Source organism: Xinfangfangia pollutisoli (assembly GCF_020179405.1).
GTDB classification, from domain to species: domain Bacteria; phylum Pseudomonadota; class Alphaproteobacteria; order Rhodobacterales; family Rhodobacteraceae; genus Pseudogemmobacter; species Pseudogemmobacter pollutisoli.
This window is the reverse complement of sequence record NZ_JAICBZ010000102.1, coordinates 1-12,464: the sequence shown is the minus strand read 5'-3', so window position 1 is coordinate 12,464 and position 12,464 is coordinate 1. Positions and strand designations below refer to the sequence as shown.

Sequence of the window (12,464 nt, the reverse complement as noted above, 5' to 3'; positions counted from 1 at the left end):
GGCCCTGGAAATCGTCGGTCGGGCGCAGTTCGGTCAGGAAATCGGCTTCGCCCGCCGCGCCCAGATCGGCCTGATCCGGCGCTGGCAGGCCCGCTGCAGGACCGGCGCGCCGCGCTGGCGGGGCTGCCGCCGCTGTTGCGCAGCTATCTGGGCATGGGCGGCTGGGTCAGCGACCATGCCGTGGTCGACCGGGCGCTGGACACGCTGCATGTCTTCACCTGCGTCGAGGTGGGTGCGGTTCCGGCGGCCCGGGCGGCCAGCCTGCGCGCCATCGCGGGCGGTTGACAGAAGACGGCTTGGTCTCTGCGCGGAAACCGGGCCCCTGAAGCCGGGAATGGCCGTCTTTAGCCGCGCGAGCGGCGCCCGCCGCGGCGCCCGCCGGCCGCCTGCGTGGCCGCGGCCGAGGCTTCGGCGAAGCTCATGCCGGTCTCGACCGATTCCAGCACTTTCGAGAAGCGGATCCATTCGCCGCCATTCGGATCGTGGTTCATCAGGAAATTGGCGGCGCGGATCGCCTCCATCTCTTGCTGGCGGACCGGGTTCATGATCGCGCTGGTCATGCCGGCGCAGATCGCCATCGGCAGGAAGGCGCCGTTGATCCCGTGCCGATGCGGCAGGCCGAAGCTGATGTTCGACGCCCCACAGGTCGTGTTCACGCCCAATTCGTCGCGCAGCCGCCGCACCAGGGTGAAGACCTGCTGCCCCGCCGACCCCATAGCGCCGACCGGCATCACCAAGGGGTCGACCACGATGTCATGCGCCGGAATGCCGAAATCGGCCGCGCGCTGCACGATCTTCTTGGCCACCGCAAAGCGCACTTCGGGATCGGGCGAGATCCCGGTGTCGTCATTCGAAATCGCCACCACCGGGACATTGTATTTCTTGACCAGCGGCAGCACCAGTTCCAGCCGTTCTTCCTCACCCGTCACCGAGTTCAGAAGCGGCCGGCCCTCGCAGGCAGCCAGCCCCGCTTCCAGAGCGGCAGGCACCGACGAGTCGATGCACAGGGGCACGTCGACCGTCTGCTGCACGATCTCGATCAGCGCCTTCATCAAGGGCGGCTCGACGAAGTTGTTGTCGGCATAGCGCGGGTCCTGGGCCATCATATTCGTGAAGACCGCGCCCGAATTCACGTCCAGCACCGTGGCGCCGCAGGCCACCTGTTCCAGCGCGTCCTTGATGACCGTGTCGAAATTTCCGGCCTCCAGCTCGGCCGCCAGCTTCTTGCGCCCGGTCGGGTTGATGCGTTCGCCGATCACGCAGAAGGGTTCGTCAAAGCCGATGACGACGGTTTTCGTTTTGGATTCAACGACAGTACGGGTCATGGCTAAGTCCTTGCTTGAACGCTTAGGCCGCGCGGGCGGGCTTGCCCGAGGCGCCGCCATTGGCGGTCACCCATTCGGCATTGGTCTTGATCCCGCCCAGCGGGAAGAAATGCACCTGCTCGATGCCGAAGCCGGGCTTGGTGGCCTTGTGGGCGGCAAGCTCGGTCAGGAAATCGGTCGGCTCATAGGGCAGCAGAAGCTTGGTCACGTCCAGAGCGCGCTTCTGCAGCACCTTCAGGCTGGGACCCACGCCGCAGGCGATGGCGAATTTGATCAGCGTCTGCAGCTTGGCCGGGCCCGCGACGCCGATATGCACCGGCAGCGCAATGCCTTCGGCCTGCAGCCGGTCGACCCATTGGATCACCGGGCCGGCATCGAAGCAGAATTGCGTCGCCATCGCCATCTGCGCATCGGTCCGCTCGGCAAAGGCGGTCTTCCAGCGCGCGGCCTCCATCACCATCCGGTCCGACCCGTCGGGATCGATGTCCTTGTTGCCTTCCGGGTGGCCGGCGACATGCAGGCGGGTGAAGCCTTCGAAGGCGCCTGACTCCAGCAGCTGCATCGAGGTTGCGAAATCGCCCACCGGCTGCGCGACGCCGCCGGCCAGGATCAGGCCCTGCGACACGCCGACATCCTTGTAGCGCGCCACCCAATCGGTCAGCGTGGCCTTGTCCTTGATGATCCGCGCCGGGAAATGCGGCATGACCGCAAAGCCCTGTGCGCCGATCCGCTGGGCGGTGGCCACCATGTCCTCGATCGGCGTGCCCTCGATATGGGCGATGTAGACGCGGGTGCCTTCGGGCAGAAGGGCCCGGAAATCTTCGATCTTTTCCGCGGTGCGCGGCATGACCTCGATCGAATAGCCCTTGAGGAAGGCCTCAAGCGTGCCGCCGCCGGCCGGGCTGGGCGCTGCGGATTTCGAACGGAAGTTGAACAGGGCCATCAGTCTCTCCCTCAGGGTCATGACGATCGGGCGGTCAGGGTCTGTTCCAGCCTTCGGCGTCGATCAGCGCCTTCAGCCGGGCTGTGTCATATTCGTCTTCCAGCCGCGCGGCGGTGGCGCGGGCGATGTCGTCCTGGTCGCCCTCGACCTCGCCCGAGGGCAGCTTGCGCCATTCGGCCAGGTAGCTGTCGCTGTCCTTCGCGCCGATCTTCATCGCGCAGCGGTCGATCGCCTGCTCGAAACGCTCGGTCAGCTTGACCTTCGCGCCACGGCGGCTGTTGCCCACGATCACCTGGGCGGGAATGTCTCTCCAATAGACGATGGTCACTTCGGGCATGGCGAATCCGGCGCTGGGTTTCATCAGTGATAGTCGTGCCGTTCCGACAGCCGATGTCGGATTTCGACATGGCGCAGAGCCGAAGCGACAGCGACCTCTGACGCTGATTACCCGTGCGGGCCCGCGATGGCGACAGGCGGCGTCCGGGGTGAGTCGCATTTTTCTTCATGCAGTTCTTGCAACCCGTTCATCCATATCTTGCAGGACTGTTCCCCGGCGATTACTTTTGGCTCCAACCACAGTTGGAGGGCGGCCATGACGCCCGCGCGTCCCCGAGGGGAGGACGCGATACCCGTGCCGGTCGAGTCCGCTTTGGATTCCCGTGGGGGTGACACCGCGTCCCCCGAAACGCCTGGGCCGGCGCTTTATGCAGCGCTGGACCTGGGTACGAACAGTTGCCGGATGCTGATTGCCCAACCGAAGGGCAGTCAGTTTCTTGTCGCGGACAGTTTTTCGAAGACCGTCCAGCTGGGCGCCGGGCTGGAAGGCTCGGGCCGGCTGTCGCGGGCGTCGATGGCGCGCACCATCCAGGCGCTGCGAATCTGCCAGAAGAAGATCGAAAAGCACGGGGTGCGCCGGATGCGGCTGGTCGCGACCGAGGCCTGCCGCCGCGCCCGCAATGCCCGCGATTTCATCCGCCAGGTCCGGCGCGAGACCGGGTTGGTCCTGGAAATCATCGCCCCCGAGGAAGAGGCGCGGCTGGCGGTGATCTCTTGCGCGCCGCTGGTGTCGGCGCGGACCGAGCAGCTTCTGGTCGTCGATATCGGCGGCGGCTCGACCGAGCTGGTCTGGATCGACCTTGCCGAAGTGGCGCCCGAGGATCGGCCGCGGGCGATCATGCGGCTGCATTCGGGCTTTCAGGCCCAGGGCGCGGGGCCGGCGGCGCGGGTGGTGGACTGGATCTCGGTGCCCTTGGGGGTGGCGACGCTGAAGGACCAGTTCATCGATGTCGAAGACGATGCGGCGCGTTTCGCACTGATGAGCTGGTTTTTCGAAGAGAATCTGGCCAGTTTCAGCCCCTATCACGCCCAGGCGCCGCGCGCGGGCTTTCAGATCATCGGCACCTCCGGCACGGTGACGACGGTCGCGGCCTCGTTTCTGGGGTTGCGGCGCTATGATCGGGCCAAGGTGGACGGATTGCAGATGACCAGCGCCCAGATCGACGCGGTGATCCGCGATTATCTGGCGCTGGGGCCGGAAGGCCGGCGCACCGATCCGCGCATCGGCCGCGACCGGCATACGCTGATCATGTCCGGGGCGGCTATCCTTCAGGCGCTGATGCGGATATGGCCCACCGACCGGCTGTCGGTCGCCGACCGCGGGCTGCGCGAGGGGCTGCTTTATGCCCAGATGAGCGCCGATGGCGTCTTGGAGGACGGACCTTACAGATGACAGAGAAACCGAATTCCGGCCGGGGCCAGCGCGATCTGCGCGTGCGGGTGAAAACGGCCAAGGGGCGCAGGCTGTCCTCGACGCTGTGGCTGGAGCGGCAGCTGAACGACCCCTACGTCCAGCGCGCCAAGCGCGAGGGCTATCGCGGCCGCGCGGCCTTCAAGATCATGGAACTGGATGACCGCTACGGGTTTCTGAAACCGGGCGCGCGCGTGGTCGACCTGGGCTGCGCGCCGGGCGGCTGGTGCCAGGTGGCGGTGCCGCGGATCAACGCGCTGGGAGAGAACCCGAAAAAGCCGCAGGGGCGGATCATCGGCGTCGATCTGCAAGAGGTGGAACCGATCGCCGGCGTGGAGCTGCATCAGCTGGATTTCCTGGCCGATGAGGCGGATGACCAGGTGAAGGCCTGGCTGGGCGGCCGCGCCGATGTGGTGATGAGCGACATGGCCGCCGCGGCCTCGGGCCACAAGTCGACCGATCACTTGCGGATCATCGCGCTGATCGAGGCGGCGCTGGCCTTCGCCTATGATGTGCTGGAAGACGGCGGGACCTTCGTGGCCAAGGTGCTGGCGGGCGGGGCCGAGAACCAGATGCAGGCCGAGTTGAAGCGCAACTTCACCAAGGTCGCCAATGTGAAGCCGCCGTCAAGCCGGCAGGATTCGTCAGAAAAATTCGTGGTCGCCATGGGCTTCCGCGGCCGCCAGCGCGCGGACGAGGAATAAGGCCGCCTCCCGCAATGACGAAGGCGCCCGCTGGGGGCGCCCGTGTCAGGTCTTGGGTTTGTCTTGAGGGGCGGTCTTGACGGTCGGGCCGGGCGCCTTACGCGCCCCAATGCCGCACCGCGCCGCAATCCATATGCACGAAATCCGACCGCGAATAGCGCCCGACGCCGCCTGCCGCACAGGCCTGCGCGGCCTTGGCCATCTGCCCGACCGAGCGCGACTTCAGCCGCAGATCAGCCGCCTGGCCTTTCATGTGCAGCGAGTTCTTCGCCACACCGGACGAGCGCGAGCGCAGCATCGAATTGGTGGCGGGGCTGCGATAGCCCGACAGAAGCATATAGGGCTCGGTCACATCCATCAGCCGATGCGCCGCGGCCATGATGTCGAAATTGCGCGGATCCATCTTCACCATGTCATTGGTGCGCCAGTCGCGCATGAAGGCATTCACTTCCTTCAGCGCTTCGGGAATGTATTCGCCTTCGACCCAGTAGATCGTATCCATCGACTCGCCCGTGCGGCCCGAATACATCCGAAGTCGCCGGATATCGCCCGCGCCCCGCGCATAGGCGACCGTTCCCTTGAAGAACGGTGCGGCCGTGATTGCCGTAACAGCGAAAGCCGAAAGCAAGCCCCGCCGCGAGAATCCAACCGATGCTGTTTGCGTCATTCTGCGCCTGTCCCGTGTCAGTCTTCGACTGCCTCATGCGGCAGTTTCTTTGGTCACTTCCCCAAGTGCAGCGCCGTTATGGCACGACCGGATTTGAAGCCCAAGCAAGAATTGCCGCCCAGGCGACAGGCTAGGGCGCAATAAGCAAAAATTTGCTGAACGGTTGGGCAGAGCTTTGCCGTGGCGCCGATGCAACGCCTGCGGCTTTTCTGTGCCATCCGCCCCCGCCACCCCCCCGCAAGTCCCGGATTTTGCGGCTTTGTGAATGGACAGGCGGCGGAATCTGCTGATCCTTGGAGCAAATCGTTTTGCGTAGAAATGTCGAGGCCCGCATGTCCCAGGTCGCCCCCCGCTTCCCCAAAGCCCGTCGTCCCGAAGCCGGTTTCGGCCGCAGCTTCCGCCGTCTGGCGGGCACTGTCGCGTTGGGCGCGGTTCTGGGCCTGACCCTGCCGCTGGCCTCGCCGGTCGCGGCGGCGGGCCTGTCGGCCTTCGCCCAGTCTCTGGCCGCGGCGGCCGGCACGGATGAGGCGATTGCCGCCTTCTATCGCGACAGCGGCTATGCAACGCTTTGGACCGGCGAAGATGACGTGGCGCGCCGCGCCGCGCTGTTTGCGGCGCTGGCCGGGGCCAATGACCATGGCCTGCCGCCTGCGCGCTATGACGCCGAGGGGCTGAAGGCGGCCTTCCGCGCCGCTCGGACCGAGGGCGATCTGGGCCGGCTGGAAGTGGCGATGACCCGCGCCTATCTGACCTGGGCGGGCGATCTGACCTCGGGCATGCTGGCGCCGAAGAAGATCGACCCGACCATCGTGCGCGACATCGCCCATCGCGACCCGGCCCTGCTTCTGGCCGCCATCGCCGGCGACGATCCCGAGGCGGCGCTGCGGGCGCTGGTGCCGACGTCGAATGTCTATGCCCAGCTGGTGAAGGCCAAGCTGTCGCTGGAAGAGGCGTTTGCCAATGGCGGCTGGGGCGCGGCCGTGCCGGGCGGCGCGCTGAAGCCCGGCGACGCGGGCGAGCGCGTGGTGGCGCTGCGCGACCGGCTGATCCGCATGGGCTATCTGGCCCGCAGCGCGACCCGCGACTATGACCGCACGATCCAGGCCGCCGTCCAGGCCTTTCAGCTGGCGCATGGCCTGCCCGCCGATGGTGTCGCGGGCGAGGGCACGCTGCGCGAGATCAACCTGGCGCCGGAAGAGCGGCTGAAATCGGTGATCGTCGCGCTGGAGCGCGAACGCTGGATGGAGATCGACCGGACCGAACGGCATATCTGGGTGAACATGCCCGATTTCACCGCCAGGATCATCGATCACGGCCGCACGATCTTCCGCACCCGGGTGGTGATCGGCAAGAACGTCCCCGACCAGCGCACGCCCGAGTTTTCCGACCAGATGGCCTATATGGTGATCAACCCCTCCTGGGGGGTGCCGCGGTCGATCACGGTGAAGGAATATCTGCCGCTGCTGCAACGCAACCCCAATGCGGTGGGGCATCTGCAGGTGGTCGACAGCAAGGGCCGGGTCGTGCCGCGCGGTGCGGTGAATTTCGCCGCCTACAGCGCCAAGACCTTCCCCTTCGCGCTGCGCCAGCCGCCTTCCGATGGCAATGCGCTTGGCAAGGTGAAGTTCATGTTCCCCAATCAGTACAACATCTATCTGCATGATACGCCGTCGAAATCCCTGTTCAAGGAAGACGTGCGCGCCTATTCGCATGGCTGCATCCGGGTCGCCGATCCCTTCGATCTGGCGCATATGCTGCTGTCGGTGCAGTCCGACAATGCCGAGGCCGAGTTCGAGGCAGATCTGAAGACCGGCCGCGAAACCATTGTGAAGTTTGAAAAAACCGTCCCAGTTCACCTAGTCTATTTCACCGCCTATCCCGAGGCCAAGGGCCGCATGGGCTATCGCCGCGATGTCTATGGTCGCGATGCCAAGCTGTGGGAGGCGCTGAAGGATGCCGGGGTGGCCTTGGGGCCGGTTTCGGGCTAAGACATCGGCCCGCGCGGCGTGCTGGCCGCGCCAGACGGAGCCCTGATCATGGCCTATACGATCCGCGACATTGCCGCAGCCCTGGGGGCCGAGGCCGAGGGCGATCTTGATCTGACCGTCTCGGGCGCGGCCGAACCTGCGGCGGCCGGTCCGGCCCAGCTGGCCCTGGCGATGGACCCGCGCTATGGCGACGGGATCGCGCGGGGCAAGGCGCAGGCGGCGGTGGTCTGGCCGGGGGCCGACTGGCGGGCGATGGGGCTGAAAGCGGCGATCTTCGCGCCGCGCGGCCGTCTGGCCATGGCCGGCCTGACCCGGCTGATGGATCCGGGCCCCGCGCTGGCCCCGGGCATCCACCGGCTGGCCGATGTCGACCCTTCGGCCGAAATCGGCGCGGGCGCCGCGATCGGCCCCTTCGTGGTGATCGGCCCGGGCGCGGTGATCGGCCCGAATGCGCGCATCGCCAGCCATGTCTCAATCGCCGAAGGCGCGCGGATCGGCCGCGACGCGCTGATCCTGCAGGGCGCCCGCATCGGCGCCCGCGTAAGCATTGGTGACCGCTTCATCTGCCAGCCCGGCGCCGTGATCGGCTCGGACGGGTTTTCCTTCGTCACGCCCGAGAAATCCGGGGTCGAGGAGATCCGCGAAACCCTGGGCCAGCGGGCGGAAATCCATGGCCAAAGCTGGACCCGCATTGCTTCGCTTGGTGCCGTAACCATCGGGGATGATGTGGAAATCGGCGCCAACAGCTGCATTGACCGCGGCACGATCCGCGATACTGTCATCGGCTCGGGCAGCAAGCTGGATAACCTGGTCCATATCGGCCACAACGTGCAGATCGGCCGCGATTGCCTGCTGTGTGGGCAGGTCGGCGTGGCGGGCTCGTCCCGGATCGGCGACCGGGTGGTGCTGGCCGGGCAATGCGGGGTGAATGACAATATCTTCGTCGGTGATGACGTGATCGCCGGGGGCGCGACCAAGATCTTCACCAATGCGCCGGCGGGCCGGGTGCTGCTGGGCTATCCGGCGGTCAAGATGGAAACCCATGTCGAGCTGCAGAAGGCGCTGCGGCGGCTGCCCCGGCTGGCCGAGAAGGTGGCCGGGCTGGAAAAGATGCTGCCCAAGGGGCAAGACGACGCTTAGGCTGAAAGTGCGGGTGCGGGGGCAGGGATGCGTGGCAAGACGGCCGAGACGGTGATTGCGATCCTCGCCGCCCAGGCGCTGATCGACCCGTCCGACATCCGCCTTGATGCCAGCATGGACAGCTTGGGCCTGGACAGTCTGGGCCTGGTCGAGGCGATCTTTGCCATCGAGGAAGCCTTTGATATCTCAGTGCCTTTCAACCCTGCCGATCCGGCGGAAAGCACGGGCTTCGACAGTGCGACCGTGGCCGGTCTAGTCGCGGCGGTCGAAGATCTGATCGCGCAGAAGGCGGGCTAGGCCGATGCGGCGGGTGGTGATCACCGGCGCGGGCACGGTGAACGCCCTGGCCCAGGATGTGCCCGGTACCCTGCAGGCCATGGCCCAGGGCCGCTCGGGCATCGGGCCCTTGGCCTTTCGCGATGTCGAGCGGCTGGCGATCCGCATCGGGGCCCAGGTGCAGGGCTGGGACGAGACGCGGTTTTCGCCGCGGGAATTGGCGCTGTACGACCGTTTCACCCAATTCGCCGTGGCCGCGGCGGACGAGGCGCTGGCCATGGCCGGCCCCGGCCTGGGGCCCGCGACCGGGGTGATCATCGGCAGCGCCGCCGGCGGGATCGCGACCTGGGAAGACAGCTATCGCGCGGTGTTCCAGGAGGGCAAGTCGCGCGTACCGCCCTTGGTCGTGCCGCGGCTGATGATGAATGCGCCGGCCAGCCATATCTCGATGCGGCACGGGCTGCGCGGGCCGGCTTTCGCCGTGTCGTCGGCCTGCGCCTCGTCCAATCATGCCATCGGCCTGGCCTTCCGGATGATCCGCGACGGGCAGGCCCAGGCGATGCTGGCCGGCGGGGCCGAGGCGATGCTGTGCTTTGGCGGGGTGAAGGCCTGGGAGGGGCTGCGCGTCCTGTCGCCTGATGGCTGCCGGCCCTTCGATGCGCGCCGCAACGGCATGGTGATGGGCGAGGGGGCGGCGGTCTTCGTTCTGGAAGCGGCCGAGGCGGCGGCGGCGCGCGGTGCGGTGGCCTTGGCCGAAGTGGCGGGCTTCGGCATGACGGCGGATGCGGGCGATATCGTCGTGCCCTCGGGTCAGGGCGCGGCCGAGGCCATGGAACAGGCGCTGGCCGAAGCGGGGCTGACCCCGCAGGAGGTGGGCTATATCAATGCCCACGGCACCGGAACGCAGGTGAATGACCGCACGGAAGTCGCTGCGATCAAACAGGTTTTCGGCCCGTCGGCCAGCCACTTGATGGTCAGTTCCACCAAGGCGATGCATGGCCATGCCATCGGTGCGACCGGCGCGATCGAGCTTCTGGCCTGCATCCTGGCGCTGCGCGACGGGATCGTGCCGCCGACGCTGGGGCTAAGCCATCCCGATCCGGCCTGCGATCTGGACCATGTCCCGAATGAATCGCGCCGCGCCCATCTGGACGCGGCGCTGTCAAATGCCTTTGCTTTCGGCGGGTTGAACGCCGTTCTTGCCCTGCGCCGGGCCTAGGGCACGGCGCGCCGGCTCGGGCGGTCAGGGCGCCGGAGCGGCGGCCGGCGCGGCCTTCTCGGCGGCGTCCGCAGCCTTGTTCGCAGCGGTCATCGCGTCGAAACCGGCGGTGAAGCCCTTCAGCGACACGTCCAGCTTCACCTGCTGATCGGGGGCCACGAAGGGCACGATCGCCATGGTGGCCTTGGCGCCCTTCTTCAGCAAGCCGATCTCTTCGGCGGTAAAGCCCATGCGGGCCACGCAACCGACGCGGGTGCAGAAGGTGAAGGGATAGGCGCGCTCTTTCGAATTGTCGATCGACAGGCGCAGGCCTTCGGTCAGCAGGGTTTCCAGCGGCGCGATCAGATTGGCGCCGGCAACGGCCGGGCCGGGGCTGCCTTCGGGCAGCGAGAAGACCGAGAATTCCGCCACGCTGTTGCCTTCGGAATCCTTCAGCAACTGGTACAGCTGGCAGGGATCGGCGCCGGTTTCGGTCTTGATGCAGCGCTGTTCCCATTGCTCGAAGGTCGCCGCGATATAGGTATCGCCGACCTGCGCCTTGCCGCTGCCCACCTCGATGCCCATCGACAGGCCATCGGCGCTTTTGCCGTCGCCTTCAACGGTTGCGGGGGCCGGATCGGCGGGGGCCGGCGTCTCGGTGGTTTCCTGCGCGGCAAGCGACAGGGGGGCTGCCAGCGCCGCAATCAGGGCAAGAAGCGGAAGCGGATTGGTCTTCATGGAAAGAGGATCCTTTGGCCTGTAGGGTCCGGGACGGCTCCGCCCCGGGCTTGGCGCCGTGCTTACCATGGGGTGCGAACGCTGTCAGGTCGGAATTGCGTGATCGGCGCCGCAGGGCCGCCCGGTAAAATTCCCGAGCTTGGGCAGGCAAGGCCTTGAATCTGAAAGCGGGAAATGACAAAGGGCCGGTAATCCGGCCCTTTGAATGCGCGCTTGGCGCGTTTTCTTATGCTCCCTGTCGGACTGGCCGACTTCATGGCAGGACGCTACGGTGGTTTTCCAAAGAGGTCAACGGGATTTTTCCATGCCCGAGCCCTGTAAAACCTGCATGAAAACCTCGGCTTTTCCGGCCGGACGGTGGCGCGCGCGGGGGCCTGCGATGCCGGCTGGCATGGCCGGGGCAAGCCTGTATGGTGACGATGCCGCCTGCCGGTTGCGGGGCAGGGCCGGCGGCGGGGCAACAGCGCGGAGTGACCAAGGTGGGTGAGGCGATTTTCGTGGGCGGCGGTGGCGAGGGATATGGCCAGCCGCAGGATCTGTTGCTGAAATTCGGCAACCGGCACGGGCTGATCGCGGGCGCCACCGGCACCGGCAAGACGGTGACGCTGCAGATCCTGGCCGAGGGGTTCTCGGCCGCGGGCGTGCCGGTCTTTCTGTCGGATGTGAAGGGCGATCTGGGCGGGTTGTGCCAGGCCGGCGATCCTGCGGGCAAGCTGCACGATGCCTTTCAGAAGCGCGCCGCCACGATCGGGCTGGATCTGCACTACCGCGCCTTTCCGGTGACCTTCTGGGATCTTTACGGCGAAAAGGGCCATCCGATCCGTACCACCGTGGCCGAGATGGGCCCCCTGCTGTTGTCGCGGCTTCTGGATCTGTCAGAGCCGCAGGAAGGGGTGATGAATGTCGCCTTCCGGCTGGCCGACGATCAGGATCTGGCGCTGCTGGATCTGAAGGATCTTCAGGCGCTGCTGGCCTTCGTGGCCGAGAATGCCGAGGCGATCTCGGGCCGCTACGGGCTGGTCGGCAAGGACTCGGTGGGCGCGATCCAGCGCCGGCTGCTGGTTCTGGAAAACGAAGGCGGCGCGGGCCTGTTCGGGGAACCGGCGCTGGATCTGGCCGATCTGATGCATGTGGATCCCTCGGGCGAGGGGCGGATCAGCATTCTGGCGGCCGACCGGCTGATGATGGCGCCGCGGCTATATGCGACCTTCCTGCTGTGGCTGTTGTCGGAGCTGTTCGAGCGCCTGCCCGAAATCGGCGATCCGGAAAAGCCGAAGCTGGTCTTCTTCTTCGACGAGGCGCATCTGTTGTTCGACGATGCGCCCAAGGCGCTGATCGCCAAGGTGGAACAGGTGGCGCGGCTGATCCGTTCGAAGGGCGTCGGCATCTATTTCGTCACCCAGAACCCCGCCGATGTGCCGGAAAGCATTCTGGGCCAGCTGGGCAACCGGGTGCAGCATGCGCTGCGCGCCTTTACCGGCAAGGATCAGAAGGATCTGCGGCTGGCGGCGCAGACCTACCGGCCCAATCCGCGCTTTGCCATCGAAGAGGCGATCCGCGATGTCGGCACGGGCGAGGCGGTGACCTCGTTTCTGGAAGCAAAGGGCATTCCCGGCCTGGCCGAGCGCACGCTGGTGCGCCCGCCGTCAAGCCGGCTGGGCCCGGCCACGCCCGAGGCCCTGGCCGCGGCGCGGGCGGGATCGCCCTTTGCCGGCAAATACGACCAGCCGATCGACCG

Annotated in this window: 12 protein-coding genes and 1 pseudogene; 8 read left to right on the top strand and 5 right to left on the bottom strand. The window is 66.8% G+C overall.

What is annotated here, in order from left to right; genetic code table 11:
• A pseudogene (locus K1Y73_RS19485) lies at nucleotides 1-285 on the top strand (hypothetical protein); the annotation flags it as partial.
• Nucleotides 286-344: 59 nt separating this feature from the next.
• On the opposite strand, the gene K1Y73_RS19480 reads toward K1Y73_RS19485, so the two are convergent.
• From K1Y73_RS19480 to K1Y73_RS19470, 3 genes are read right to left on the bottom strand one after another with little or no spacing between them, the layout of a single operon-like run.
• Nucleotides 345-1,325 (bottom strand): methyltetrahydrofolate cobalamin methyltransferase, encoded by a 981-nt coding sequence (locus K1Y73_RS19480; protein ID WP_225029969.1) that lies wholly within the window; start codon nucleotides 1,323-1,325, stop codon nucleotides 345-347.
• A gap of 22 nt (nucleotides 1,326-1,347) precedes the next feature.
• Nucleotides 1,348-2,268 carry a methylenetetrahydrofolate reductase gene (locus K1Y73_RS19475; RefSeq protein ID WP_225029968.1) on the bottom strand — a complete coding sequence of 307 codons (921 nt, stop codon included), beginning with the start codon at nucleotides 2,266-2,268 and terminating at the stop codon, nucleotides 1,348-1,350.
• A gap of 34 nt (nucleotides 2,269-2,302) precedes the next feature.
• The gene (locus K1Y73_RS19470) at nucleotides 2,303-2,605 is read right to left on the bottom strand and encodes a virulence factor (protein WP_225029971.1); all 303 of its coding nucleotides are present in this window, start codon (nucleotides 2,603-2,605) and stop codon (nucleotides 2,303-2,305) included.
• Nucleotides 2,606-2,860: 255 nt separating this feature from the next.
• Between K1Y73_RS19470 and K1Y73_RS19465 the strand changes: the two genes are divergently transcribed.
• Nucleotides 2,861-3,997, top strand: a complete 1,137-nt coding sequence (locus K1Y73_RS19465; protein WP_225029967.1) for a Ppx/GppA phosphatase family protein — start codon at nucleotides 2,861-2,863, stop codon at nucleotides 3,995-3,997.
• On the top strand, nucleotides 3,994-4,719 hold the full coding sequence (locus tag K1Y73_RS19460) for an RlmE family RNA methyltransferase (protein WP_225029966.1): 726 nt from the start codon (nucleotides 3,994-3,996) through the stop codon (nucleotides 4,717-4,719). The genes K1Y73_RS19465 and K1Y73_RS19460 overlap by 4 nt, the downstream gene beginning before the upstream one ends.
• A 97-nt stretch (nucleotides 4,720-4,816) precedes the next feature.
• Here K1Y73_RS19460 and K1Y73_RS19455 read toward each other — a convergent pair whose 3' ends face one another.
• Entirely contained in the window at nucleotides 4,817-5,386 is a 570-nt protein-coding gene (locus tag K1Y73_RS19455; protein ID WP_225029965.1) for a YcbK family protein, read from the bottom strand.
• 332 nt (nucleotides 5,387-5,718) lie between these two features.
• On the opposite strand from K1Y73_RS19455, the gene K1Y73_RS19450 reads away from it, so the two are divergent.
• The 4 genes from K1Y73_RS19450 to K1Y73_RS19435 are packed head-to-tail and all read left to right on the top strand — an operon-like array spanning nucleotide 5,719 to nucleotide 10,009.
• A complete protein-coding gene (locus tag K1Y73_RS19450) occupies nucleotides 5,719-7,374 on the top strand; it encodes a L,D-transpeptidase family protein (protein ID WP_225029964.1) in 1,656 nt (551 codons plus the stop codon).
• A 48-nt stretch (nucleotides 7,375-7,422) separates the two neighbouring features.
• Nucleotides 7,423-8,514, top strand: coding sequence for a UDP-3-O-(3-hydroxymyristoyl)glucosamine N-acyltransferase (locus tag K1Y73_RS19445; RefSeq protein WP_225029963.1), 1,092 nt, complete (start codon nucleotides 7,423-7,425; stop codon nucleotides 8,512-8,514).
• Nucleotides 8,515-8,541: 27 nt separating this feature from the next.
• Nucleotides 8,542-8,811, top strand: a complete 270-nt coding sequence (locus K1Y73_RS19440) for an acyl carrier protein (protein ID WP_225029962.1) — start codon at nucleotides 8,542-8,544, stop codon at nucleotides 8,809-8,811.
• 4 nt (nucleotides 8,812-8,815) lie between these two features.
• A complete protein-coding gene (locus K1Y73_RS19435) occupies nucleotides 8,816-10,009 on the top strand; it encodes a beta-ketoacyl-[acyl-carrier-protein] synthase family protein (protein ID WP_225029961.1) in 1,194 nt (397 codons plus the stop codon).
• 24 nt (nucleotides 10,010-10,033) lie between these two features.
• Here the strand turns inward: K1Y73_RS19435 and K1Y73_RS19430 are convergent, their stop codons facing one another.
• Nucleotides 10,034-10,726 carry an invasion associated locus B family protein gene (locus K1Y73_RS19430; protein ID WP_225029960.1) on the bottom strand — a complete coding sequence of 231 codons (693 nt, stop codon included), beginning with the start codon at nucleotides 10,724-10,726 and terminating at the stop codon, nucleotides 10,034-10,036.
• Nucleotides 10,727-11,205: 479 nt separating this feature from the next.
• Here K1Y73_RS19430 and K1Y73_RS19425 point away from each other — a divergent pair.
• Nucleotides 11,206-12,464, top strand: a 1,259-nt coding sequence (locus K1Y73_RS19425) for a helicase HerA-like domain-containing protein (protein ID WP_225029970.1), incomplete at its 3' end; no start/stop codon positions are given.

What these genes read in the sequence shown, in the direction of transcription:
- K1Y73_RS19465 (WP_225029967.1), top strand. Translation starts at nt 2,861, where the DNA reads ATGACGCCCGCGCGTCCCCGAGGGGAGGACGCGATACCCGTGCCGGTC.
- K1Y73_RS19445 (WP_225029963.1), top strand. Translation starts at nt 7,423, where the DNA reads ATGGCCTATACGATCCGCGACATTGCCGCAGCCCTGGGGGCCGAGGCC.
- K1Y73_RS19450 (WP_225029964.1), top strand. Translation starts at nt 5,719, where the DNA reads ATGTCCCAGGTCGCCCCCCGCTTCCCCAAAGCCCGTCGTCCCGAAGCC.
- K1Y73_RS19460 (WP_225029966.1), top strand. Translation starts at nt 3,994, where the DNA reads ATGACAGAGAAACCGAATTCCGGCCGGGGCCAGCGCGATCTGCGCGTG.
- K1Y73_RS19430 (WP_225029960.1), bottom strand. Translation starts at nt 10,726, where the DNA reads ATGAAGACCAATCCGCTTCCGCTTCTTGCCCTGATTGCGGCGCTGGCA.
- K1Y73_RS19455 (WP_225029965.1), bottom strand. Translation starts at nt 5,386, where the DNA reads ATGACGCAAACAGCATCGGTTGGATTCTCGCGGCGGGGCTTGCTTTCG.
- K1Y73_RS19435 (WP_225029961.1), top strand. Translation starts at nt 8,816, where the DNA reads ATGCGGCGGGTGGTGATCACCGGCGCGGGCACGGTGAACGCCCTGGCC.
- K1Y73_RS19480 (WP_225029969.1), bottom strand. Translation starts at nt 1,325, where the DNA reads ATGACCCGTACTGTCGTTGAATCCAAAACGAAAACCGTCGTCATCGGC.
- K1Y73_RS19475 (WP_225029968.1), bottom strand. Translation starts at nt 2,268, where the DNA reads ATGGCCCTGTTCAACTTCCGTTCGAAATCCGCAGCGCCCAGCCCGGCC.
- K1Y73_RS19440 (WP_225029962.1), top strand. Translation starts at nt 8,542, where the DNA reads ATGCGTGGCAAGACGGCCGAGACGGTGATTGCGATCCTCGCCGCCCAG.
- K1Y73_RS19470 (WP_225029971.1), bottom strand. Translation starts at nt 2,605, where the DNA reads ATGCCCGAAGTGACCATCGTCTATTGGAGAGACATTCCCGCCCAGGTG.